Annotated in this window: 21 protein-coding genes; all 21 read left to right on the forward strand. The window is 43.3% G+C overall.

Features of this window, described 5'->3' with window-relative positions; all coding sequences use genetic code 11:
* Positions 1 to 4 precede the first annotated feature (4 nt).
* The 21 genes from KGF34_RS10525 (at position 5) to KGF34_RS10620 (ending at position 24,490) form a co-directional block, all read left to right on the forward strand.
* Positions 5 to 4,255 (forward strand): SpaA isopeptide-forming pilin-related protein, encoded by a 4,251-nt coding sequence (locus KGF34_RS10525; RefSeq protein WP_252558979.1) that lies wholly within the window; start codon positions 5 to 7, stop codon positions 4,253 to 4,255.
* Positions 4,256 to 4,404: 149 nt separating this feature from the next.
* The gene (locus KGF34_RS10530; protein ID WP_055288743.1) at positions 4,405 to 4,695 is read left to right on the forward strand and encodes a hypothetical protein; all 291 of its coding nucleotides are present in this window, start codon (positions 4,405 to 4,407) and stop codon (positions 4,693 to 4,695) included.
* A 13-nt stretch (positions 4,696 to 4,708) separates the two neighbouring features.
* Complete coding sequence (locus KGF34_RS10535; RefSeq protein ID WP_055288744.1) at positions 4,709 to 4,936, forward strand: hypothetical protein; 228 nt, start codon at positions 4,709 to 4,711, stop codon at positions 4,934 to 4,936.
* Positions 4,917 to 5,198, forward strand: a complete 282-nt coding sequence (locus KGF34_RS10540) for a hypothetical protein (protein ID WP_055288745.1) — start codon at positions 4,917 to 4,919, stop codon at positions 5,196 to 5,198. The genes KGF34_RS10535 and KGF34_RS10540 overlap by 20 nt, the downstream gene beginning before the upstream one ends.
* An 861-nt stretch (positions 5,199 to 6,059) precedes the next feature.
* Positions 6,060 to 6,392 carry a TnpV protein gene (locus KGF34_RS11855; RefSeq protein ID WP_354667461.1) on the forward strand — a complete coding sequence of 111 codons (333 nt, stop codon included), beginning with the start codon at positions 6,060 to 6,062 and terminating at the stop codon, positions 6,390 to 6,392.
* Between the two features lie 4,172 nt (positions 6,393 to 10,564).
* Complete coding sequence (locus KGF34_RS11860; RefSeq protein ID WP_354667462.1) at positions 10,565 to 13,054, forward strand: DEAD/DEAH box helicase family protein; 2,490 nt, start codon at positions 10,565 to 10,567, stop codon at positions 13,052 to 13,054.
* 23 nt (positions 13,055 to 13,077) lie between these two features.
* Complete coding sequence (locus KGF34_RS10550) at positions 13,078 to 14,034, forward strand: DUF3991 and TOPRIM domain-containing protein (protein WP_055288747.1); 957 nt, start codon at positions 13,078 to 13,080, stop codon at positions 14,032 to 14,034.
* Positions 14,031 to 14,435 carry a DUF3846 domain-containing protein gene (locus tag KGF34_RS10555; protein ID WP_055288748.1) on the forward strand — a complete coding sequence of 135 codons (405 nt, stop codon included), beginning with the start codon at positions 14,031 to 14,033 and terminating at the stop codon, positions 14,433 to 14,435. Before KGF34_RS10550 ends, KGF34_RS10555 begins: the two co-directional genes overlap by 4 nt.
* 124 nt (positions 14,436 to 14,559) lie before the next feature.
* Positions 14,560 to 14,718 carry a DUF3789 domain-containing protein gene (locus tag KGF34_RS10560; protein WP_101069767.1) on the forward strand — a complete coding sequence of 53 codons (159 nt, stop codon included), beginning with the start codon at positions 14,560 to 14,562 and terminating at the stop codon, positions 14,716 to 14,718.
* On the forward strand, positions 14,687 to 15,028 hold the full coding sequence (gene mobC / locus KGF34_RS10565; protein WP_002587802.1) for a plasmid mobilization relaxosome protein MobC: 342 nt from the start codon (positions 14,687 to 14,689) through the stop codon (positions 15,026 to 15,028). The genes KGF34_RS10560 and mobC overlap by 32 nt, the downstream gene beginning before the upstream one ends.
* The gene (locus KGF34_RS10570) at positions 15,019 to 16,383 is read left to right on the forward strand and encodes a relaxase/mobilization nuclease domain-containing protein (RefSeq protein WP_252558983.1); all 1,365 of its coding nucleotides are present in this window, start codon (positions 15,019 to 15,021) and stop codon (positions 16,381 to 16,383) included. The genes mobC and KGF34_RS10570 overlap by 10 nt, the downstream gene beginning before the upstream one ends.
* On the forward strand, positions 16,367 to 17,173 hold the full coding sequence (locus KGF34_RS10575) for a PcfB family protein (RefSeq protein ID WP_055288750.1): 807 nt from the start codon (positions 16,367 to 16,369) through the stop codon (positions 17,171 to 17,173). The genes KGF34_RS10570 and KGF34_RS10575 overlap by 17 nt, the downstream gene beginning before the upstream one ends.
* 5 nt (positions 17,174 to 17,178) lie before the next feature.
* Entirely contained in the window at positions 17,179 to 18,063 is an 885-nt protein-coding gene (locus KGF34_RS10580; RefSeq protein ID WP_055288751.1) for a hypothetical protein, read from the forward strand.
* Between the two features lie 11 nt (positions 18,064 to 18,074).
* A complete protein-coding gene (locus tag KGF34_RS10585) occupies positions 18,075 to 18,278 on the forward strand; it encodes a hypothetical protein (RefSeq protein ID WP_002587806.1) in 204 nt (67 codons plus the stop codon).
* On the forward strand, positions 18,268 to 20,058 hold the full coding sequence (locus KGF34_RS10590; protein WP_055288752.1) for a VirD4-like conjugal transfer protein, CD1115 family: 1,791 nt from the start codon (positions 18,268 to 18,270) through the stop codon (positions 20,056 to 20,058). The genes KGF34_RS10585 and KGF34_RS10590 overlap by 11 nt, the downstream gene beginning before the upstream one ends.
* An 18-nt stretch (positions 20,059 to 20,076) precedes the next feature.
* Positions 20,077 to 20,436: a hypothetical protein gene (locus KGF34_RS10595; RefSeq protein ID WP_055288753.1), complete on the forward strand. Its 360-nt coding sequence runs from the start codon at positions 20,077 to 20,079 to the stop codon at positions 20,434 to 20,436.
* 72 nt (positions 20,437 to 20,508) lie between these two features.
* The gene (locus tag KGF34_RS10600) at positions 20,509 to 21,345 is read left to right on the forward strand and encodes a hypothetical protein (RefSeq protein ID WP_055157004.1); all 837 of its coding nucleotides are present in this window, start codon (positions 20,509 to 20,511) and stop codon (positions 21,343 to 21,345) included.
* Between the two features lie 15 nt (positions 21,346 to 21,360).
* Positions 21,361 to 21,531, forward strand: a complete 171-nt coding sequence (locus tag KGF34_RS10605; protein ID WP_192869301.1) for a hypothetical protein — start codon at positions 21,361 to 21,363, stop codon at positions 21,529 to 21,531.
* Positions 21,528 to 21,815 (forward strand): hypothetical protein, encoded by a 288-nt coding sequence (locus tag KGF34_RS10610; RefSeq protein ID WP_252558985.1) that lies wholly within the window; start codon positions 21,528 to 21,530, stop codon positions 21,813 to 21,815. The genes KGF34_RS10605 and KGF34_RS10610 overlap by 4 nt, the downstream gene beginning before the upstream one ends.
* Entirely contained in the window at positions 21,799 to 22,164 is a 366-nt protein-coding gene (locus KGF34_RS10615) for a PrgI family protein (protein ID WP_002587811.1), read from the forward strand. The genes KGF34_RS10610 and KGF34_RS10615 overlap by 17 nt, the downstream gene beginning before the upstream one ends.
* Complete coding sequence (locus KGF34_RS10620) at positions 22,157 to 24,490, forward strand: VirB4-like conjugal transfer ATPase, CD1110 family (RefSeq protein WP_252558987.1); 2,334 nt, start codon at positions 22,157 to 22,159, stop codon at positions 24,488 to 24,490. The genes KGF34_RS10615 and KGF34_RS10620 overlap by 8 nt, the downstream gene beginning before the upstream one ends.
* Positions 24,491 to 24,492 lie beyond the last annotated feature (2 nt).

The raw sequence follows: 24,492 nt of genomic DNA on the forward strand, positions 1-24,492 counted from the left end.
TTAGATGGTAAAGACGAAAATCAAGAGAGCCGTATCGTTTGTTATGGCGACGGTTCTCAGTCTCAGTGCTTTTATGAGTATTGGGACAAGCACAGCGTTTGCTGCAAGCGGAGAAAAGACCAAAGTGTATATGGTTGATTTTCCTCGTGACGGCGACGCAAATTACGACGGTGTGTGGGGACACAGTAACCTTACTTTGAAGAACGGTTGGCATACCGGCAGTTCTACCCACACTAACTTAAAGGCAATCGGTTCATATTCCGGTAATATTGCCTATTGTATCGAGCCGGGTGTTTCACTCAGCTCCGGTCAGAGTATGAACAAGTACGATGAAAATTATTTTAACAATATCACAGCAAACGGAGTTATCTCCGGCGATGAAATCAGACTCTTTATCGGTCGTATCTTGCAGTACGGCTATCGAGGAACGATTTCAACAAGCTGGAGGTCGCAGAACGAAAGTGCGGCAAACAGTATTGCTCACGCTTATGCAACACAGCTTCTTATTTGGGAAACAGTCGTTGGAGAGCGTGACGCAAACTTTAATCACAAAGCAGCCAGTGGTTGCAGCAATGTGAAAGATGTTATCAATGCCAAACATCCGCTTCGCAGTAAGATTATGAATTACTACAACAGTATGGTCAGCAGTGTGCAGAATCATACAGTTGTGCCGAGCTTCTGTACTAAATCAAGCGGTTCAGCGAAAGTAAATGAACTTGAATGGAACGGAAGCAAATATGTTGCGACTCTTACAGACTCAAACGGTGTACTCTCCAATTATGATTTCAAGGCGAATATCAGTGGTGTAACATTTTCCACAAGCGGAAACAAACTTACGGTGTCAATGGATAAAGCACCGAGTAAGGAATTTACTATTACCGCAAGTAAGAAAAACGGTGTCCGCAGAGGTGTCATCGTATGGTCTGAGGGAAAGCACGGTCAAAATTCAAGTGTGCAGGATGTTGTTACTTACGCACAGGAAGTCAGCGACCCTGTAAGCGGATATGTAAAGATGAAAGTCAGCTACGGTTCTTGTCAGATTGTGAAAACATCTGAGGACGGAAAGGTTGACGGTATCAATTTCACTATTTCAGGCAACGGAGTAAATCAGACAGTTACCACAGCAAACGGTGGTAAGTTCCAGATTGACAACCTTATGCCGGGCGTATATACGGTAACAGAGCAATCTATCGACAAATATGTACCGCAAGAGGTTCACAGAGTAACCGTTGTTGCCGGTCAGGTAGCAACAGTAAACTTCAATAATGTTCTCAAAAGAGGTAATCTTCAGGTCATTAAATCATCGGAAGATAATCTTGTTGAGGGTGTGAAATTCCACCTTTACGGTACTTCCCTTGCAGGTATTGCTGTTGATGAATATGCGGTTACTGACAAAAATGGTGTAGCAACATTCAAAGATGTGCTTATCAGCGGAAGCACACCATATACGCTCGAAGAAGTGGACACAGAAATCCGTTATGTCGTTCCTGAAAAGCAGACTGCACCGATTAAATGGAACGAGGTTACAAATCGAGACTTTACCAATATTCTTAAAAAGTTCAGCGTTACAGTAACAAAGAGTGACCGAGAAAAAGGCACTGCTCAGGGCGACGCAAAACTCTCCGGTGCTGTTTACGGAATTTATAAAGGCGACACACTTGTGGATAAGTATGTGACAGACAGCGAGGGGCAGTTCACAACAAAGGAATATGTCTGCGACATCGATTGGACAATCAGAGAAATCACACCGAGCGAGGGTTATCTCCTTGATAAGACAATCCACAAGGTGGGTGCAGAGCCAAAACTCTTTACGATTGAACACAATCTTGTGGCAAATGACGTGACAGAGCAGGTTATGAAAGGCAATATCGCTATCATCAAACATGCCGATGATGGGGAAACCAAGATTGAGACACCGGAAAACGGTGCTGAATTTGAAGTGTATCTGAAATCTTCTGGCTCATTTGAAAAAGCCGACAAAGATGAAAGAGATACTATTGTTTGCGATGAAAACGGATTTGCTCAGACAAAGGATATGCCGTATGGTGTATATACCGTTCATCAGACCAAAGGTTGGGAAGGTCGTGAGCTTATGAAAGACTTTGATGTTTTCATTTCTCAGGACGGTCAGACTTACCGTTATCTCATCAACAATGCCAACTTTGAGTCATATATCAAGGTCGTAAAGGTTGATGCAGAAACAGGCAAGACAATTCCGTATGCAGGTGCAGGCTTCCAAATCTATGACCCTGCCGGTAACAAAGTAAGTATGACATTTACTTATCCTACACCGACAACCATCGACACATTCTATACCGACGCAGACGGTCAGCTTGTTACACCTGAAAAACTGGACTATGGCAAGGGATATTCACTTGTTGAGGTTCAGGCTCCGTATGGATATGTACTCGACAGTACTCCTGTTTCTTTTGATGTGACAGAAGAAAATTCCACACAGGAAGGCGGTATCACATTGATTAAGGTGGATAAGCCGAATATGGCACAGAAAGGTACGATTTCCGTTGAGAAAACCGGCGAAGTATTCTTTGGTGTCAATGTATCCGGCGAGGAAGATAAAGATGTGATTTATCAGCCGGTGTATAAGGTCAAAGGACTTGCAGGTGCGGTTTATGAAATCACTGCCGACGAAGATGTTATCACACCGGACGGTACACTTCGTTATCACAAGGGCGATGTAGTAGATACTGTAACAACCGATGAGGACGGAACAGCTAAAAGTAAGGAACTCTATCTCGGTAAATATACGGTAGTAGAAACCAAAGCACCGACAGGTATGGTCATCAACAAAGAAAAGCATTCGGTGGAACTCACTTATGCCGGACAGGATGTAGCGGTAACTGAAACTGCAACCAGCTTCGTAAACGAGCGACAGAAAGTGAAGATTTCTCTTGAAAAAATCTTAGAGCAGGACGAAACCTTTGGTATCGGCAAGAATGATGAAATCAAAAACATCAGTTTCGGACTCTATGCAAAAGAAGATGTTGTATCTTCAAGCGGCACAGTTATTCCGGCTGACGGATTGATTGAGATTATCACGCTTGATGAAAACGGAGCAGCGACTGCAAATACAGACCTTCCATTTGGCAGCTACTATGTCAAGGAAATTGCTACGGACGAACATTATATCCTCTCCGACACACAGTATCCGTTCACATTCGAGTATGCCGGTCAGGACACCGAAACGGTTGAAATCAAGGTAAATGACGGTAAGCCGATTGAGAACAAACTCATTTACGGTTCTGTATCTGGTAAGAAGATTGACGAGAACGGAGAAGCACTGGGCGGTGCTTTAATCGGCATTTTCAAAGCAGATGAAACCGAGTATACAAAAGAACACGCTATTATGACTGCCACATCTGAAAAGGACGGCAGTTTTTCTTTTGCCAAAGTTCCTTACGGAAAATGGATTGTAAGAGAGATTGAAGCTCCTGAAGGCTTTGTGCTTGATGATACTTCTTACGAAGTAAATATCGGGGAGAATGAGCAGGTCATCGAAGTGGAAATTACCGACGAGTATATTTACGGTAATATTGAACTTACCAAAGTGGACGCTGATTATCCGGATAACAAACTGACAGGTGCAACTTTTGATGTGTATAAGGATGTTAATGGCGACGGTAAACTGGACGATGGCGATGAACTTATCGGAAATCTTGAAGAAACCGCAACCGGTATCTATGAGATGAAAGAAATTCTCTACGGTAAATATCTTGTACAAGAAACCAAAGCACCGGAGGGATTTGTGCTTGATAAGGGCGTTTACTCCGTATTCATTGAAAAAGATGAAACCACCTACAAGGTAGAAAACAAAGCGGGAGTCGGCTTTATCAACGAAGCGATGAAAGGCAGCCTGAAAATCAAAAAGACATCTTCCGACGGTAATGTGGAAGGATTTACTTTCAGAGTGACAGGTGTAAACGGTTATGACAGCACCTTTACAACCGATAAGAATGGCGAAATCTCCATAGATGGACTTCGTATCGGAGAATACACAGTGTCCGAGGTCAGCGACAATGTATCTGCCGGATATATTTTACCTGCCGATAAGAAAGTGACCGTAAAGGTCGGCGAAACGGTAGAAATCGAGATGCATAACGAACTTCGTGACACACCGAAAACCGGTGATGACAAAAAGACCGGTCTTTGGGTAGCACTTGCAGGTGCTTCTGCACTCGGTATTGTTGCAACGGTTGTTGCTTCCAAGAGAAAGAAGAAAAAGGAGGGCAATGAATAATGGACGCAAAGACAATCGTAGCAGTTGTTTTGGTCGCCTTTATTATCGGCGGCTTTATCTTCTTACAGATTAAAAACAGAAAGAAATAAGAAACAAAATGGTGGGCGGAGCGTAAAAAACTCCGTCCATTTACTTTATGGAGGTGCTTTATGAATAAGCAGAGAACGGTTGACAGCAAGGTGCTTGCAATCCTCAGAGAATGCCCTGAAACAAGGTATGACGATATGCAGCTTATCCTCTGCTATTACAACCGATACAGTTATTTGAAAGTCGGCGACTTATCTCTTGAGAATATAGTCAACAACTATAAGGGCTACGGTTTACCGTGCTTTGAAACTATCCGCAGGTCAAGACAGAGGGTGCAGTCTTTGTTCCCGGAACTTTCCAGACAGTGCAGTGGCTGCGACAGCAGTATTCGTGTAGTCATAAAAATTGAATAAGGAGGACGGAAAGATGAGCAAACCGACATTTCAACAGAAAACAAAGCTAATGGCGAAATTGTTTGATTCCGGCTGTAATACAGAAAAGAAACTACAACAGCTTGATATGGAGAGTATTTTGAAGATTCCGGGTATCACGATACCGGATATGGCACTCATCATCGAACTTCAGAAAGAAACCAAAGCCAACAAGTTGTTCTCGTATTTGGGAGGTGGAACGGATGAGCAGTCAGGAACATAAAGAAAACAGTATCCGCTTTATTGACAGTGGATACAACGAAAAATTTCGTGTAAATGACGGAGAGAAAATCCTGATTCACACAAGAAACGGAACAACACTGGAGCGTGAGTGTAAATATATCGACGACTATCACACACAAATCGGCTCGGATGTTTTCCATATCTGTGAATTTGCAGAGCTGTGTGAAAGAAACGGTCATACCGTTGAACCAGCCGGAAAGGAAAAGATAAAACCGGCAAAAAGCAAAGAAAAAGAACGATAAGGAGGTGCAAAGTAGTGTCAAGAAAATATGAACTCATATCCGAACTCTATGACAGAACCTGTAAGACGGTTGTTTCCAATCCGCAGAACTGGCAGAATTTCTTGCGGTCTGCGTGCAGAAACTACAAGCTGCGATATGATGAGCAGTTGCTTATCTATGCACAGCGACCGGACGCTACGGCGGTTCTTGAAATCGAGCGTTGGAACAGGAGTTTTGGACGATGGGTAAATAAAGGTGCAAGAGGCATTGCGGTATTTGCCGATGAAAACAGAGCAAGACAAAGACTTACCCACTACTTCGATATTTCCGATACTCACGAGAGCAGATATTCCCGTCCTGTTCCGCTTTGGGATATGAGGGACGAATACACTGACGATGTTATTGAAACGCTTGCAAGCACATTCGGAGAACTGGATAACAAAGTCACTTTGGGCGAAGCAGTTATGAGTGCCGCACAAAATGCCGCCGAAGATAATTTGCCGGATTATCTTAATGACCTCATCTATGCTTCCGAGGACAGTTTCCTTGAAGGACTTGACGAAACGATGATTGCAAGTCTGTATAAAAAAGTTGTAACAAACAGCGTGGCATATATGATGATGACAAGGCTTGGAATTGATACCGGCGAATATTTTGAAGCCGATGATTTTCGAGATGTTACCAATTTCAATACGCAGGATACGATGAACGCTCTGGGATTTGCCACAAGCGATATTGCAGAGATGGGGCTTTCGGAAATCTCAAAAACAGTGATGGCACTGAACCGTCAAAATCGCATAATTGAAGCAAACAGGCAACCGGAATACAATAAAGACATCAAAGACGAAAGGAGCAGCGATTATGAACGAGATAACATACACGATGGTCGGGGATTACAATCTTCCGAACCTGACTCTGCCCGAACAGCCGGAGGTCATTCAGGGCAAATGGTCGCAGATGAGGAGAACTTATCTGAAAGAACACCACAAGGTTCAGTATTACAATCTCCTGACGAAAGGGATACTGAGCAGTCATCTGTCGGAAGTCCAGCAGAGGGCGACCGAGTTGGAGGAGACGCTTATCAGGCAGATGGCACAGCAAGAGGGGCTGACGGAGCAGATGAAAGCGGACGATATGATGAATTGGATTCGCTTGATGAACAACATCAGGAACTCGGCACAGGAAGTCGTGAAAGCACAGGTAATATTCATTTAGAGTATTATGACAGAAGCAACGAGGACAAGAGCCTGCCGTTTTTCGGCAGAGATGATACTATAAGAGAAATACTCGGTACTACACCGCATTTGTTGGCTTCTCTCGAAGATATTAAAGACTTCTATGAGAGAAATACCGATAGCGATACCCGTACCGAATATATCAAGAGCATCTTCAATAACGACTATACGGAACTCACATTAGAGGATGGCAGAACCGTAGGTTACAAGACATTTCAAAATGTTTTGCACCTTTGGGAAGGTCATTATGACAGCAGAACTGCACAGAGTTTCTATAACTGGAGCGTGATTGCACAGCACTTTGAAGCAATGCGTCTTTTGGGAGAATTAAATGATAGAATGAAACCACTACCGTCGGCAGACGGACAGATGAGCTTCATATTAGACGGTCAGGCAGAGGAAAACAAAACCTCTGCCTTTACTTTTTCTCAGGAGATTATCGACGCAGTTTTGACTCGTGGAAGCGGTATTCACGAAGGTAAAATGCGTATCTACGAGCAGTTTCAAAAGAGTTTATCTTCAAAAGAAAATGCAGACTTTCTCAAAAACGAATACGGTTGGGGAGGTTCATATCCTGTCATTATCGGTGCAGGTATTGATGAAAACCACGATGGGAAAGGCATAACTCTTTCAAGAGGATTTGGAAACGACGCACCGAAACTCACTCTTAAATGGACACAGGTGGAAAAGCGTATCGGGGAGCTTATCCGTGCAGATAGATACTTAAATCCAAAGGAAAAGGAGCAGTATCCGCAGTGGCTTGAGAAGCAGGAAGCAAGACGGGCAGAAATCGAGGAGCAGAAAAGAAATCGGGAAATTCTTTCTACTGCACCACCGGAAGAAGCTGAGCAGGCAAATGATGACGATATTATCGGTAAGAAAATTGTGATTGATGACCGCCGATTTGTTATTGAAAGCGTCGGTAAAATCAGTGGCGATGTTTCTATGCGTGATGTCACTTTTGAGGACAGCGTAGGCTTACCGATTAACCGTGTGGAGAAGATTGATTATGTCCGCAGTCTGCTTGCAGTGCAAACACAGGAACAGCAATTACCTGATACCCGATATGAATATCATCTTGGAGACACGGTATATATCGGTGCAGCGGAGTATGAAATCTTATCTTTTGATGATGAGAGAGTAATGCTTTATGATACCGAAATGCCATTGTTCAACAAGGAGTTTGAGCGTGCTGAATTTGACCGTAAGGTGCAGGAAAATCCGCTTAATGACCATTTGAGAGTAACGGTATTACCAGCAGCAGAAAAAGCCGATACAGACGAAAATATCACGCATAGTGATACCGAAACCGAACAGAAAACAGATTATGAGGATGCGTTTTTCATTAACAGAGAACAGGAAAGCGTTACTTGGATGTACTTTAATCCGGACAGTAATGCCGGCGGTCAGTATGTTACAAATACGCTTTCTTTTGATGAAATCAGAAAAGCGGCACAAGACAATAAGTCGGCAGATGAGTTCTTTGATTACCTCGGCAGTATCGCAAATCAAACTCTTGCCGATGTAGGTACAGAATGGTTTGAAGAAGCAGATAATGCTTTTAGACAGACACCGGATTTTACCGACTGTACTTCAGCCACAATGGAAGCACTCATTGAAAATGCCGAAAGAAGTGATATGGTAGTAACCAATATCGGCAATGTTCCGATTGAGGATTACAGAGAAATCATTGCAAATCAGAATGGCTTCGACAGCTACGTTGAAATGTATAACGAGGGCATTCGTATCGGCAACGGCTATGATAAAGAGCCTGAACCGATAAAACCGCAGTGGGAGAATAAAAAGAGCAAGGTCAAGAGTTTTGATTTGCACCCGGATATTCCGATGGCAGAGAGAAATACTTTTGATTTGCGTTCCAATCCGGTAGAACCGGCAGGCAAGAAAGAACGCTTCCGCAGAAATATGGAAGCGATAAAAGTTTTGAAAGAGTGTGAGTTTGAAAACAGATTTGCCACACCGGAAGAACAACTTATCTTGTCTAAATATGTCGGCTGGGGAGGTTTGTCCGAAGCCTTTGACGAGAACAATTCTGCTTGGGCAGATGAATTTGTTGAGCTATATACAGCACTGTCTTCCGATGAATATGCCGCCGCAAGAGAAAGCACATTAACCGCCTTTTATACTCCACCCGAAGTTATCGACGCTATATACAAGGCAATGGAACAGATGGGCTTTCGTGAGGGCAATCTGTTAGAACCGTCCTGCGGTATCGGTAATTTTATCGGTATGCTGCCGAATTCAATGGAAAACACAAAGATTTACGGCGTGGAACTTGATAAGATTTCGGCAGGGATTGCTCAGCAACTTTATCAGAAATCATCCATAGCAGCACAGGGATTTGAAGAAGTCAATGTGCCGGATAGTTTCTTTGACGGAGTTGTGGGGAATGTTCCGTTTGGCGATTTCAAGGTGCTTGATAAGAGGTACGATAAGTATAACTTCCTTATTCACGATTATTTCTTTGCCAAGTCTTTGGATAAATTAAGACCCGGCGGTGTGATGGCACTTGTTACGAGCAAAGGCACGATGGATAAAACCAATTCGTCGGTCAGAAAATATATCGCACAAAGAGCCGACCTGTTGGGAGCAATTAGACTTCCAAATGATACTTTCAAAGGCAATGCCGGTACAGAGGTTGTATCGGATATTTTGTTCCTGCAAAAGCGTGACAGGCTCATAGATATAGAGCCTAATTGGGTACAACTTGGCACAACCGATGACGGTATCACGATGAACTCGTACTTTGTGGAACATTCCGAAATGATACTGGGCGAGATGAAAACAGTAAGTGGACGCTTTGGAGAAGAAGTAACTTGTGTACCGTTTGAAAATGCCGATTTATCCGAATTGTTATCGGAAGCGGTAGCAAATATCCACGGAGAAATAAACGATTACGAAGTAACCGACGAGTTGGAGGAAGAAGATAATTCTATCTCTGCCGACCCTACGGTAAGGAATTTTTCTTACACAGTGGTGGACGATAAAATCTATTTCCGTGAGAATTCTCGTATGACTCCGGTGGAGGTGTCGGCAACCGCCGAGAACAGAATCAAGGGTATGATTGCGGTTCGTGACAGCGTTCGCAATCTGATTGAACTTCAAACCGAGGACTATCCGGACGAAGAAATCAAAGCCGAGCAGTCAAAACTCAACAGTCTTTATGACAGTTATACCAAGAAATATGGACTGATTAACAGCAGAGCAAATATCTCTGCTTTCAGTGATGACAGTTCCTTTGCCTTGCTTTCTGCACTTGAAGTCATTAACGAAAACGGAGAACTGGAACGCAAGGCAGATATGTTCTTCAAGCGTACAATTAAGCCGCATAAGCCGGTAGAAAAGGTAGATACCGCCAGTGAAGCACTTGCTGTTTCTATGGGAGAAAAAGCCGGAATTGATATGGAATATATGTCAAAGCTCACAGGTAAAAATGAAGAAACACTCTATCAGGATTTGAAAGGTGTTATCTTCTTAAATCCTCTTCACGGGTACGGGAATGTAACCGAGGCAAAGTATTTGATGGCAGATGAATATCTATCTGGTAATGTCAGGGAGAAACTTATCACAGCAAAAAAATCTGCCGAGGTGTATCCTGAAGATTATAAAATCAATGTGGAAGCATTGGAAAAGGTTCAGCCGAAAGACTTGACTGCAAGTGAAATATCTGTAAGGCTCGGTGCTACTTGGCTACCGCAGGAAGTAATCCAGCAGTTTATGTTTGAGTTCCTTGATACACCGAGATATGCACAGTGGAATATAAAAGTTCACTTCTCTCCCTATACGGGCGAGTGGAATATCGAGGGTAAATCCTATGACCGTTCCAATGTCAAAGCATATAGCACATACGGCACAGGTCGTATCAATGCCTACAAGATAATTGAGGAAACGCTGAACCTGAAAGATGTCCGTATCTTTGACTATATCGAAGATGATGAGGGCAGGAAAAAGGCTGTCCTTAATAAAAAGGAGACGGCAATCGCACAGGCAAAGCAGGAACTTATCAAGCAAGGTTTTCAGGATTGGATATGGGCAGACCCTGACCGCAGAGAAAAGCTGACAAAGATGTATAACGAAAAATTCAACAGCATAAGACCTCGTGAGTATGACGGAAGTCACATCACATTTAGTGGTATGAATCCGGAAATCACATTAAGGGAACACCAGAGAAATGCTGTAGCTCACATTCTTTATGGTGGAAATACCTTACTTGCACACGCAGTCGGGGCAGGCAAGACGTTCGAGATGGTAGCGGCATCGCAGGAGTCGAAAAGACTCGGACTATGTAATAAATCGCTGTTTGTTGTACCGAATCATCTGACGGAACAGTGGGCGGCGGAATACTTGCAACTTTATCCGTCGGCAAATATACTGGTTGCAACGAAGAAAGATTTTGAAACAAAGAACCGTAAAAAGTTCTGTGGCAGAATTGCAACAGGAGATTATGACGCAGTTATCATCGGGCATTCTCAATTTGAGAAAATTCCGATGTCCATTGAAAGGCAGAGGGCAATTCTTGAACAGCAGTTGAATGAATTGACGGAAGGAATTGCAGAACTAAAGCGTAATCGAGGGGAAAACTTCTCTGTCAAACAGCTTGAAAAATCAAGAAAATCCGTCAAGCAAAAGCTACAAAAACTCAACGACCAAAGCAGAAAGGATGATGTTGTAACCTTTGAAGAATTAGGTGTGGACAGGCTTTTTATTGACGAAAGCCATTACTACAAGAACCTTTATCTTTACACAAAAATGCGTAATGTAGGAGGTATCGCACAGACGGAAGCACAGAAATCTTCCGACCTCTTTATGAAGTGCCGATACCTTGATGAGATTACCGGCGGGCGAGGAACTGTATTTGCGACAGGTACGCCTATCTCAAACAGTATGGTAGAACTTTATACCATTCAGCGATACTTGCAATATAATACCCTTGTAAAAAATGGATTACAGCACTTCGATGCTTGGGCTTCCACATTTGGAGAAACGGTAACAGCAATAGAACTTACGCCGGAAGGAACGGGTTACAGAGCGAAAACACGCTTTGCTAAATTCTATAATCTGCCCGAACTTATGGCGATGTTCAAAGAGGTTGCAGACATTAAAACAGCCGATATGCTTAATCTTCCTGTGCCGGAAGCAGAGTATCATAATGTGTCGGTAGAACCGTCCGAAATGCAGAAAGAAATGGTTGCCTCCCTTGCAGAGCGAGCCGAGAAAGTTCGTGGCGGAGGTGTAGATTCAAGCGTAGATAATATGCTTAAAATCACAAACGATGGAAGAAAACTTGCACTTGACCAGCGTATGCTAAATGCTATGCTGCCGGACTTCGAGAACAGCAAAATCAATGCCTGCGTTGATAATGTGTACCGCATATGGGAGGAAAACAAAAATAAAAAGTCAGCACAATTAGTGTTCTGCGACTTATCGACACCAAAGAATGACGGAACATTTTCTGTCTACAATGACATCAGAAAGAAGCTCATAGAGCGAGGTGTTCCCGAAAGCGAAGTCCGATTTATCCACGAAGCAGAAACCGATGTGAAAAAGAAGGAACTGTTTCAGAAAGTTCGTAAAGGAGAGGTCAGAGTGCTAATGGGTTCAACACAAAAGATGGGTGCCGGTACGAATGTTCAGGACAGGCTTATCGCACTTCACGATGTTGATTGTCCTTGGCGACCGGCAGACTTGGAGCAACGCAGTGGTAGAATTATCCGTCAGGGCAATTCAAATCCAAAGGTGGAAATCTATCGTTATGTTACAAAGCAGACCTTTGACGCATATTTGTATCAGCTTGTTGAGGGTAAGCAGAAGTTTGCAAGTCAGATTATGACGAGCAAATCTCCTGTTAGGAGTGCAGAAGATATTGATGAAACCGCACTGTCTTATGCCGAGATTAAAATGCTTGCAACAGGCAATCCATATATCAAGGAAAAGATGGATTTGGACATTCAGGTACAGAAATTGAAGCTTTTAAAATCCAATTTCTTATCTGAAAAGTACAGCCTTGAGGACAAGATAATTAAATATTATCCGCAGCGTATCACTTCTCTTGAAAACCGAATTAACGGTTTGACGGCAGATGTGGAAACTGCAAAACAACACCCGAAACCAACAGATGACCGCTTTGTCGGGATGGAGGTTAAGGGTGTTTTTTATTCCGAAAAAGCAGAAGCCGGCAAAGCAATCATTGCAGCCTGCAAGGAGATGACAAGTCCTGCACCTGTTCCTCTGGGCAGGTATAGAGGATTTGAAACAGAACTTTCTTTTGATACGACGGAGCGTTTTTATTGCGTAACAGTCAAAGGAGAAACCGGCAAACAGGTATCGCTTGGCGATGATGTTTTCGGTAATATCACTCGTATTGATAATGCGGTTGAGCGTTTTGCAGACGACCTTGAAAAAGCAAAGGACAGTCTTGCTGATACGAAAAATCAGTTTGAAACTGCACAAAAAGAAGTCCAAAAACCGTTTGTGCAGGAAGAAGAATTGAAGTCAAAACTTGCCCGTTTGGACGAATTGAATATCTTGCTCAATATGGATAAAAAGGAAAATGAAATTGTGGGCGGCGAGCCTGATGAGGGCGAATCCACCGAGAAGCGAAAGGAGAAGTCGTATGAAAGATAAGAAAGAAATGTGAGGTGGTCAGTATGCCATATATAGCACCGGAAGTCATAACCGAAGCAAAGAGAATGGATTTGCTGACCTATCTTCGCACCTATGAACCGGGCGAACTTGTCCGTTACAGCGGTAACACTTACTGTACCAGAGAACACGACAGTTTGAAGATTTCAAACGGGAAATGGATGTGGTGGTCGAGAGGTATCGGTGGTAAGTCTGCCCTTGACTATCTTATCAAAGTCAAAGGACTTGATTTTGTAGAAGCGGTTGAAACCATTATGGGACAGTGTGCTGTTTCTACTCCGGTCTATGAAAAAGAAAGCCGGAGTTATGAAAATCAGCCGCTTCTTTTACCGCATAAAAGTCCGAGTAACGATGTGGTTACGCAGTATCTCTTCAGTCGGGGGATTGATTATGAAATCATAAATTACTGCCTTGATAAGGAACTTATCATTGAATCACTGCCATATCACAATGTTGTTTTTATTGGTTATGACGAGAAAAAAGAAGCAAAGTATGCCGCATTTCGGGCAACAAACAGCAGTCGTATTATGGGCGACTGCACCGGTAGCAAGAAGCAGTTTTCTTTCAGGCTGACAAATGAAGAAAGCACAGAGGTACACCTGTTTGAATGTGCTATCGACCTGCTATCCTATGCCACATTAGCGAAGATGGCGGGCAGGGATTGGCACAAATTAAACCTTGTTTCTCTCTCCGGCGTGTATTCGCCTAACAGAGAAACAGAGAAATCCAAAGTGCCGGTTACACTTAAAAATCTGCTTGAAGAGAATAAGAACATTAACCGTATCGTGCTTCATTTTGACAATGATATTGCCGGAAGAAAGGCGGCAAATGCACTGAAAATAAAATTAAAAGACAGATACGAAGTCGTTGACGATCCGCCCAAGTGCGGGAAAGATGTCAACGACTTTTTGTGTATCAAATTAGGAATTTCCAAGAAAAATGAAAGGAGTTTTGAGAGATGAGCGAAAAAATAAATGTACTTCTCATTGAACCGGGCAAGTATCCGAAACAGATTGAGATTGAGGATACGCTGGAAGCAATGCAGGAAACCGTAGGCGGGTATATTGAGGAATATATGCCTTTTGACGATGAGATTGCAATCGTATGTAACGAGGAAGGGAAGATGAACGGTGCTGAGTTAAACCGTGCAATTTACTCCGATGATAAAGAAATCCTCGACATTATTGCAGGAAAATTCTTTATCGCATACGCACCGATTGAGTCGGAGAGTTTTCTCAGTATGCCAAAGGATTTGATGAAAAAATATGAGGATAAGTTCCGGTATCCGGAGCGTTTTTATCAGACGGACAAGGGCATTGAAGCGAAAGCATATAAGCCAATTTCAAAAGATATGGAGCGATAAAAAGACAGACGATGGGGCAACCCGGAGAGTCTGTATATTCTTAGCGAGCAGTGTATTTGGATAGCACACTACCAAATACCTCGTTAGGGGTTGCCCCTAATACCCCAAGAGAAAGGAGAACGCTATGCGTGAGATAGCATTGGTAGCCGTCGGTGTAATTGCCGGCGGCTTTACAGGAGTTACTTTTATGTGTCTGTTCCAGATAAATAAGGACAGACATTATATCATCACAAGAAAGGATGGCACAGAAAATGAGGAAAAGAAACATTCAGAAGATTGTTAGGTTCAGTAGAGACGAAGCACAGGATTTGCAGAAGAAGGCAAAAAAGGCTTGCCTGAGTGAAGCGGGACTTATCCGTTTGCTTCTTCGAGGATATGAGCCGAGGGAAAAGCCGGATGAAAGATTTTATGATGTGATGCGTGAGCTTTCTTCTATCGGCAACAACATCAATCAACTTGCAGTTAAAGCAAACGCTCTTGGCTTTGTTGACGCACCGCAGCTTAAAAAGGAAGCGGAGCGTTGGCATAAGTTTCAGGCAGATATTGAGCGTACTTATTTAAGACCCGATAAGAGTGAAATGAAATGGCAGTAAGCAAGTTGTGGGCAGTCAATTCAAGGCTTGGTCAGGTTATTGATTATGCCGCTAATCCTGAAAAGACAGCGGCAGATATTTATACCGAGGAACAATATCAGGCACTTGCAGATGTTCTCTCCTATGCAAAGGACGAAGAAAAAACCGAACGAGAATATTTCGTGGAAGGTATCAACTGTAATCCGACCACTGCCCGTGACCAATTTGTTTCAGTCAAGCAGGCATATGGGAAAGAGGACGGCATACAAGCCTATCACGGATATTTGAGTTTTAAGGAACAAAATATCACACCGGAGCTTGCACAGAAAATCGGAATGGAGTTTGCAAACGAAGTGTGGGGGAAAAGATTTCAAGTTGTTGTTACAACACACCTGAACACCAAACACCTGCATTGCCACTATGTAATTAACTCTGTTTCATTCAAAGACGGCAAGCGATGTCAAGATACCTCGTGGTTTAAGTTCAGAAAAGTTGCCGACCGTATTTGTGAGAAATATGGATTATATTACAATCCGAATCCGAATCGCAGTAAGCAATCCTCTTACTACTATAAGCAGGAACAGGCGGGAATGCCGACCAGATATTCTATGGTGCGAGAAGCCATAGATGAAGCGATTGCCCACAGCACAAATATCAGAAGTCTTGACTACGCACTTACGCAGATGGGACATGAGCATTGTCTAAGCGAGAGCCGGAAGTACTGGACGATTGTACCGAAAGGGTACACGAAACCCATACGACTTAAAAATCTCGGAGAAGATTATACCGAGGAAGCAATCAGGCGTAGGCTTATGGAAAATCAGAGAGTACGCATAGTTCCGTTTGCAAAGCAGACGGTGGTTATCAGGCAGTACCGATTGTCTACAAGAAAAAATAAAATCAAGAAAGTGGGCGGACTGTATGGCTTGTATCTGCATTACTGTTACAGGCTCGGTTATCTGCCAAAATATAAAAAACAGAATACAGCAAGGCTTCACTATCTTTTGAAAGAGGATTTATTGAAGCTGGATAAAATCACAGCAGAGACAAGGCTGCTCGGACGAGAAAATATTTCTACGGACGAGCAGCTTTTCTCATATAAAGAGTCGCTGAAAGGTCAAATTAAAACTTTGAATGACGACAGAACGCACCTGCGAAAAAAAGCAAGAACAAAGATGAGTGACGATGAGCTGTCTAAGGTCAAAGAACAGATTTCGACAGTAAGCGACAAAATTCGGGAACTGAACAAAGAGGTTCGACTCTGTAACGACATTGCCGAGAGGTCAAAGGGTATGGAGCAGAACCTTGAAACAATCAGAGCCGAAGAAGAAAAACAACAGCGAAAGGAGCAAAAGCGAAATGACAAATTCAGGTGACGCAGCCGAACAGGTCGTCAGGTTATCCCTTGAAGGCTTTGAAGTTGCTGCAAGACTTACCGGTTCAGCCGCAAAGAATATCGCAATTCTTCTTGCTTCCGTATTAAAACAGGAAGCAACGCAGGCGAACAAGACCAGAGGAAAAGCCCGTCTTACCAATATGATTAAATCGGGCAAAGAATTGAAAGTGTTTTCTATTCCGAATAAGGACTTGAAGAAATTCACCGAACAGGCAAAACGCTACGGTGTTCTCTATTGTGTTCTCCGAGATAAGAATACAAGGGGAGATAATGTCCCGATTGATATTATCGCACGTGCGGAGGACGCTTCTAAAATTCAGAGAATCGTTGAGAGATTTGAACTCGGTAAGGTGGATAAGGCGGCAATCGTAACAGAATCGCAGAAGGCGGTTGAAAAACGAGAAGCCGTGGAAAAAGATAAGCCGACAAAATCCAAGAATGAAATCATCACGGAGGAAGCTGTACGAAAACCACTTCAGAAAGAGGAAAACGCACAGTCAAACCCCACAACCGCCAAAACGGACAAAAACCCTCCGTCAAGGCAAAACTCAGAGCCGGAAGATATGCAAACTGATAAGGGTATTGCTGTTGACAGACAGAAGAAGCCATCGGTTAAAGAGAAACTTGACCGCTATAAGGCTCAGGCAAAACAGCAAAAAGAAGCAGAACGCAAAGAGCCGGAAACAGATAAGGCAAAGCATCCTTCTGTACCGAAGCAGACGGTACACCAACAGCCAAAAACAAAATCCAAGAAACCGAAAGAGAGGTAATTACAATGACAGAAAATTTTACTCCTGTAAAAGCAGGCGGTCAGCGACCGAGACTTTCCAAAGAGGAATATGCTGAGAAGAAACGAGCCGAGAAAGACGCTGTGTATCAACTTGCGGATGAAGCGGCGAAAGAGATTGTATCTTCGCCGGAAAAATTCAAAGCGTTCCTTGATACACAGAGCCGACTTGACAGATATTCGGCAGTCAACGCACTTCTGATTTACAAGCAATATCCGCAGGCAGTACAGCTTAAAGATTTTGATGACTGGAGCAAAGACAACATTAAAATTACAAAAGGTGCTAAGAGCATATCCATTCTTGAACCGGTGGAATATGCAAAGCGTGACGGTACAACAGGCATTTCCTACAATGTGAAGAAAGTGTTTGATGTGGCACAGACCAATGGGAAACGACCGCCGGCACCGACAGCTAATCGTGACCCGAAAGCACTGATTACCACAATGCTTGATTCCTCGCCTGTGAATGTGGAAGCGACAAACGACCTGCCCTATCCGAATATGGCAGCGTTTTACAACAATGAGGAGCAAACCTTGTATGTAAAACGTGATGTCGGAGACAGCGTAGCGGTTGCTCAGTGCGTAGCACAGGAACTTGGACACGCACAGCTTTCCATCAACAGCGACAGTTACAGTCGTTCCGATATGGGCTTTCAGGCGGTATGTATCGGATATATGCTTTGCAAAAAGTACGGTATTGATACACAAAATTTTGCCATCAACCGTATTCCGGATAAGTTGGCAAACAAAGAGCCGAAGGACATTCGTTTTGAACTATCCAAGACGAGAAATGCGATGACAGATATTCATTCCCGTGTGTCAGATGAACTGTATAAGAAAAAGCAGGCACGCTCAAAAGATTATGAAAGATAAGAGGTACTGATATGGCAAAAGAAGAACTTTACCATATAGCGTTGGATGATTATGAACACGGTATCGTTATCCGTTCTCTTAATGATGAGAAAACAGATTTAATGAACGAGGGGAAATCAACCGATGCTGTGGACGACCTGATTATCAAGGTCGGGACTGCCCCAAAGAAAAAATTCAAGGTTATCGAAAAGGAACGCTCCGGCGATGCGAGATAACGAAAGACAGTCTGCGATTATTCTTTCTGTCATCGGTATTGTTCCGGTTGTGTGGCTGGCACTTCTCTTAGCTCCGTCAGTTAAAGGCGGATTGCCGGAGATATTGCCGAGCCTGATGAATGTATTTAACAATCCGTTTCATATAGAAGTTTGTGAGGACAGTGTGAAAACTGTCCTCATTTTGCTTTTGTGCTATGGAATGGGTATCGGGATATATTTCTCCACACAGAGAAACTACCGCAGGCGGGAGGAACACGGTTCTGCAAAATGGGGCAATGCAAGAGCCGTGGATAAGAAGTACAGACAGTCTCCGTATTCCGATAACAAGCTGATGACGCAGAATGTCCGTATCGGATTGAATGCGAAAAAGCACAGACGAAATCTGAATACACTGGTATGCGGCGGTTCCGGTGCAGGTAAAACAAGATTTTACTGTAAGCCCAACCTTATGCAGTGCAATACCTCTTTTGTAATCCTTGACCCGAAAGGCGAAATCTTGAGAGATACGGGAAAACTTCTTGAGAAAAAAGGATATGAGGTCAGAGTTCTTGACCTTATCTCTATGGAAAAGAGCCACTGTTACAATCCTTTTGTGTATCTTCAGAACGACAACGATGTGCAGAAACTTGTAACTAACTTATTCAAAAGCACCACACCAAAGGGCAGTCAGTCCCAAGACCCGTTTTGGGACACTTCAGCTTCTATGCTCCTTTTGGCGTTGGTGTTTTATTTACGCTATGAAGCACCGGAGGAAGAACAGAACTTTGCAATGGTTATGGAAATGCTCAGAGCCGGTTCGATTGAGGATGAGGAAGATACAAGACCATCTCCTCTCGATGAATTATTTGCAGAGCTTGAGATGAACAATCCCGACCATATTGCTCTCAAGTATTACCGTTCCTATCATTCCGGTTCGGCAAAGACACTGAAATCCATTCAGATAACGCTTGCCGCAAGGCTTGAGAAATTCAATCTTGAAAGTCTTGCTTCTTTAACTTCGGCAGACGAGTTAGACCTGCCCTCTATGGGCGAGAAAAAAGTCGCCTTGTTTGCCCTGATACCCGATAACGACTCCAGTTTCAATTTTCTGGTGTCGATTTTATATACCCAACTGTTTCAGCAGTTATTCTATGCCGCCGACCATATCCACGGAGGTTCGCTTCCCGTTCCCGTCCATTTTCTGATGGACGAATTTGCCAATGTTTCATTGCCGGATGACTTTGACAAGATACTTTCGGTAATGCGTTCCAGAGGTGTGTCAGTCAGTATCATATTACAGAACTTGGCACAGCTTAAAGCCTTGTTTGAAAAGCAATGGGAAAGTATCGTGGGCAACTGCGATGAATTTCTGTATCTTGGCGGCAACGAGCAAAGTACACACAAATATGTGTCGGAACTGCTCGGCAAAGAAACTATCGACACGAACACTTACGGTAAGAGTTCCGGTCGAAGCGGTAACTACTCCACCAACTATCAGATAAGCGGTCGAGAACTTCTCACACCGGATGAAGTGCGTATGCTGGATAACCGATATGCGATTTTATTTATCCGAGGGGAGCGACCAATTATGGATTTTAAGTACGACATCTTGAAGCACCCGAATGTGGCACTGACCACAGACGGAAAAGAGAAACCGTACAAGCACGGAGAAGTAACGATACCGCACTCATCTATTTCCGTTCTTGCCATTGACCCTGATGAGGTTGAGGAAAGCAATTACGGAGAAACCACTTATGAACTTCTGTCCGATGAGGATTTTGAAGTAGATAACAATTTTTAATCACAGGAGGAAATGACAATGAGATTTTTTAAGAGAAACACAGAAAACAAAGCAACCTCTAAACTGCCTATGACCGGAAAGGTTAAGAAAGGCTACCGTGCATATTGTGTGGCGGTACTGGCAATGACCATTGTACTCGGCACAGGTGTTACCGCATTTGCGGCAAACGACCCTATCACGGTTGTAAACAATCTGTCCGATTTCATTTTCGGACTTATCCGTGCAATCGGACTTATCCTGCTCGGCTTCGGTATCGTGCAGGTCGGACTTTCTTTGAAGTCCCACGACCCGTCCCAGAGAGCAAACGGTTTTCTTACTCTTGCCGGAGGTATCATCATTACTTTCGCAAAAGAAATCCTTACTCTTATCACAGGCTAAGAAGCAACAGTTATCACGGGGCATACTCGGCAAAACGGGTATGCTCCCATTTTTACAAGGAGGTGCGAATGAATGAGCGATAACTGGGTAGTTCAAAACCTCGAAAACGCTCTTGAAACTTGGAACGATAAATTAAGCGAGATATGGCAGCTTTTAACCACAACACCGCAGGATTTCAAAGGCGGAAGCATATGGAATGTGATGGTAACAATTAACGGAGCAGTTCAGGCAATCGGGCTTGCACTATTAGTGCTGTTCTTTGTGGTAGGCGTTGTCCGTACCTGTGGCAGCTTTACCGATGTAAAAAAGCCGGAACACGCATTGAAATTGTTTGTTCGCTTTGCCATTGCCAAAGGTGTCATAACCTACGGTATGGAGCTTATGCTTGCTTTATTCAATATCGTTCAAGGTATCATTTCAACCATTATGACATCATCGGGATTTGGGACACCGAATCAAACGACGCTCCCATCCGAAATGGTAACAACCATTGAGGACTGCGGATTCTTTGAAAGCATTCCGCTATGGGCAGTGACTCTGATAGGCGGTCTTTTTATTACGGTGTTGTCATTCATTCTGATAATGACGGTTTACGGCAGATTTTTCAAACTGTATATGTATACGGCATTAGCACCGATACCGCTATCTACCTTTGCCGGAGAACCAACGCAGAATGTGGGCAAGAGTTTTATTAAAAGTTACTGTGCGGTACTGCTTGAGGGTGCGGTTATCGTACTTGCCTGCATAATCTTCTCACTGTTTGCGTCAAGTCCGCCGGTGGTAAACCCGGACGCTGCGGCAGTCACACAGGTATGGTCATATATCGGAGAACTTGTATTTAATATGCTTGTTCTTGTCGGTGCAGTAAAGATGAGTGACCGTATTATCAGAGAAATGATGGGCTTATAACGGAGGTTCAAGAAAATGAAAAACACAAACAGGACAGGTCGGCAGAAATATTTCTCTGCTGACCGTAGATGTAAAGCCTGCGTGTATAACGGCGGTAAAAGAAGGGGCGAGCGTATTTGTCTTACGGATATTTGTGTCGTGCCTTCTAAAATTCGACCGATTCGCAGAGAAAGGAAAAACAAATGAAAACAGTACAGATATATAACTTACACCTCGTTACCGGCGAGGTTGTTCAGGCGGCTGAAGATTTTGAACTTAAAGGGAAGAAAACAATCGTCAGCCTTTTTCAAAGAGCAGATGATGAGGATATTTTTCTCATTACCGATTTGCTCTTAGGTTCTTGCTATATTCCGAAAAAGAATATTGCGTATATTGCAACCGGAGATGTCAGAGTTGATGCCGAACCTGACCGATTTAAAACAAATACTTGCTTGTTAAGGAGAGTGAAGAACTGTGGAAGTGAAGATTAACAGAGAAATACGAAATTACACAGAATCAATGTTTTTCGGACTGTCGCTCAGACAGTTCATTTTTTCTGTACTTGCGTGTGGTGTGGCAGTAGGGTTGTACTTCTTACTCAAACCGCATCTTGGAACAGAAACAGTATCGTGGGTGTGTATTTTGGGAGCAGCACCATTTGCAGCTCTCGGTTTTGTGAAATACAACGGAATGACAGCAGAGAAATTTATCTGGGCGTGGATTAAGTCCGAATTTCTTATGCCCAAGAAGTTGGTCTTTCACTCCACAAACACCTATTTAGAGTTGATGAAACCGAGCATTGAGAAAAAGACAAAGGAGGCTTACAAAAATAATGATTAAGACATTAAACAACATCTTTAAGCAGGATAAGGAAAAATTCGTTGTGCCGAAGGGTGTGCAGGACTGTATTCCGGTTACTGCCATCTATGACGACGGTGTTTTCAGAGTGGGCAAAGATAAGTATTCCAAATCTTTTAAGTTTACGGATATTAACTATGCGGTTGCCAGCCGAGAAGATAAGGAAGCGATGTTCCTTGAGTATTCGGAACTGCTTAACTCTCTTGACAGTGGAGCAACAACAAAGCTCACTATCAACAACAGACGACTGAACCGTTTGGACTTTGAGAAAACAATCCTTATTCCTGAAACCGGAGATGAACTTGATGAGTATCGAGAGGAATACAATAAAATGCTTCTTGATAAGGCGACGGGAGCAAATTCAACGGTGCAGGATAAGTATGTGACCATCTCCATCAACAAAAAGAATGTAGACGACGCAAGAACTTATTTTGCCCGTGTAGGTGCGGATTTGATTTCACACTTTTCACGACTTGGCAGTAAGTGCGTGGAACTTGAAACAGATGAGCGACTTCGCATTATTCACGATTTCTTCCGTGTGGGAGAGGAAACCTCGTATCACTTTGATGTTAAGGAAACCCGAAAGAAAGGACACGATTTCAAGGACTATATTTGTCCGGACTCTTTAGAATTTGAAAGTGATTATTTCAAAATCGGCAATCGTTATGGCAGAGTTATCTTTTTACGTGAATATGCGTCCTATATCAAGGACAGTATGGTGGCGGAACTTACGGATATGAACCGAAATCTGATGATGTCCATTGATATTGTACCTGTTCCTACCGATGAAGCAGTCAGAGAAGCCGAAAACAGATTGCTCGGTGTAGAAACCAACATCACGAACTGGCAGAGAAAGCAGAATATGAACAACAACTTTTCGGCTACCGTTCCCTATGATATGGAACAGCAGAAAAAGGAAATGAAGGAATTCCTTGACGACCTTACTACTCGTGACCAGAGAATGATGTTTGCTGTGCTTACGATGGTGCATACGGCGGATAGTAAAGAACAACTTGATAATGATACAGAAGCGTTGCTCACAACAGCGAGAAAGCATCTTTGTCAGTTTGCGGTTCTTAAATTTCAGCAGATGGACGGACTCAATACCGTTATGCCATACGGTACAAGGAAAATTGATACCTTCAGAACCCTTACAACCGAGAGCCTTGCAGTGTTTATTCCGTTCAGAGTTCAGGATATTTACCACGAGAACGGTATTTACTACGGTCAGAATATTATCAGTAAAAATATGATAATTGCCGACCGAAAACAGCTTCTTAACGGTAATTCCTTTATCCTCGGTGTATCCGGTGGTGGTAAGTCCTTTGCGGCTAAGGGGGAGATTGAAAATATTATCCTTTCTTCTGACGCCGATGTAATCATCATCGACCCTGAGAGGGAGTATTCCCATCTTGTAAATGCACTTGGTGGCGAGATTATCAATATCTCCGCAACATCGAATAACCATATCAATGCAATGGATATGAACAAGGACTATGGCGACGGAGCAAATCCTGTTATCTTGAAATCCGAGTTTATTATGTCCCTTTGCGAACAGCTTATCGGCGGTACAAATCTCGGAGCAAAGCAGAAGTCCATTATTGACCGTTGCACTGCAAGCGTTTACCGCACATATCAGCAGAATGATTACACCGGTCAGGTTCCGACCTTGCAGGATTTCAGAGATGAACTTCTCAAACAGGATGAGCCGGAAGCAAAGGAAATCGCTCTTGCTATTGAGTTGTTTACCCACGGTTCGCTGAACACATTTGCAAAGCAGACAAATGTAGACACTCACAATCGACTTATCTGTTATGACATTCTCGACCTTGGTAAGCAGCTTATGCCAATCGGTATGCTTGTCGTCCTCGATAGCATTTTGAACCGAATCACACAGAACCGAGCAAAGGGTAAGCATACCTTTATCTTCATTGATGAGATTTACCTCTTGTTCCAGCACGAGTATTCTGCAAACTTCCTCTTTACACTCTGGAAGCGTGTAAGAAAGTACGGTGCATACGCAACCGGTATCACGCAGAATGTGGACGACCTTTTGCAGAGCCATACTGCAAGAACAATGCTTGCGAACAGCGAGTTTATCATTATGCTCAATCAGGCTTCTACCGACAGACTGGAACTTGCAAAGCTTTTGAATATCTCCGACCTTCAGCTTTCGTATATCACAAATGTTGACGCAGGACACGGACTTATCAAGGTTGGCAGTTCTCTTGTACCGTTTGCAAACAAGTTCCCGAAGAATACGAAGTTGTACCGCTTGATGACGACGAAGCCCGGTGAAGGCTTATAAGG

The sequence above is a fragment of the Ruminococcus sp. FMBCY1 genome, assembly GCF_023921805.1.
Lineage (GTDB): Bacteria > Bacillota > Clostridia > Oscillospirales > Acutalibacteraceae > Ruminococcoides > Ruminococcoides intestinale_A.

Coding starts and splice junctions, on each gene's coding strand:
- KGF34_RS10525 (WP_252558979.1), top strand. CDS start 5: ATGGTAAAGACGAAAATCAAGAGAGCCGTATCGTTTGTTATGGCGACG.
- KGF34_RS10530 (WP_055288743.1), top strand. CDS start 4,405: ATGAATAAGCAGAGAACGGTTGACAGCAAGGTGCTTGCAATCCTCAGA.
- KGF34_RS10535 (WP_055288744.1), top strand. CDS start 4,709: ATGAGCAAACCGACATTTCAACAGAAAACAAAGCTAATGGCGAAATTG.
- KGF34_RS10540 (WP_055288745.1), top strand. CDS start 4,917: ATGAGCAGTCAGGAACATAAAGAAAACAGTATCCGCTTTATTGACAGT.
- KGF34_RS11855 (WP_354667461.1), top strand. CDS start 6,060: ATGGTCGGGGATTACAATCTTCCGAACCTGACTCTGCCCGAACAGCCG.
- KGF34_RS11860 (WP_354667462.1), top strand. CDS start 10,565: ATGAATCCGGAAATCACATTAAGGGAACACCAGAGAAATGCTGTAGCT.
- KGF34_RS10550 (WP_055288747.1), top strand. CDS start 13,078: ATGCCATATATAGCACCGGAAGTCATAACCGAAGCAAAGAGAATGGAT.
- KGF34_RS10555 (WP_055288748.1), top strand. CDS start 14,031: ATGAGCGAAAAAATAAATGTACTTCTCATTGAACCGGGCAAGTATCCG.
- KGF34_RS10560 (WP_101069767.1), top strand. CDS start 14,560: ATGCGTGAGATAGCATTGGTAGCCGTCGGTGTAATTGCCGGCGGCTTT.
- mobC (WP_002587802.1), top strand. CDS start 14,687: ATGAGGAAAAGAAACATTCAGAAGATTGTTAGGTTCAGTAGAGACGAA.
- KGF34_RS10570 (WP_252558983.1), top strand. CDS start 15,019: ATGGCAGTAAGCAAGTTGTGGGCAGTCAATTCAAGGCTTGGTCAGGTT.
- KGF34_RS10575 (WP_055288750.1), top strand. CDS start 16,367: ATGACAAATTCAGGTGACGCAGCCGAACAGGTCGTCAGGTTATCCCTT.
- KGF34_RS10580 (WP_055288751.1), top strand. CDS start 17,179: ATGACAGAAAATTTTACTCCTGTAAAAGCAGGCGGTCAGCGACCGAGA.
- KGF34_RS10585 (WP_002587806.1), top strand. CDS start 18,075: ATGGCAAAAGAAGAACTTTACCATATAGCGTTGGATGATTATGAACAC.
- KGF34_RS10590 (WP_055288752.1), top strand. CDS start 18,268: ATGCGAGATAACGAAAGACAGTCTGCGATTATTCTTTCTGTCATCGGT.
- KGF34_RS10595 (WP_055288753.1), top strand. CDS start 20,077: ATGAGATTTTTTAAGAGAAACACAGAAAACAAAGCAACCTCTAAACTG.
- KGF34_RS10600 (WP_055157004.1), top strand. CDS start 20,509: ATGAGCGATAACTGGGTAGTTCAAAACCTCGAAAACGCTCTTGAAACT.
- KGF34_RS10605 (WP_192869301.1), top strand. CDS start 21,361: ATGAAAAACACAAACAGGACAGGTCGGCAGAAATATTTCTCTGCTGAC.
- KGF34_RS10610 (WP_252558985.1), top strand. CDS start 21,528: ATGAAAACAGTACAGATATATAACTTACACCTCGTTACCGGCGAGGTT.
- KGF34_RS10620 (WP_252558987.1), top strand. CDS start 22,157: ATGATTAAGACATTAAACAACATCTTTAAGCAGGATAAGGAAAAATTC.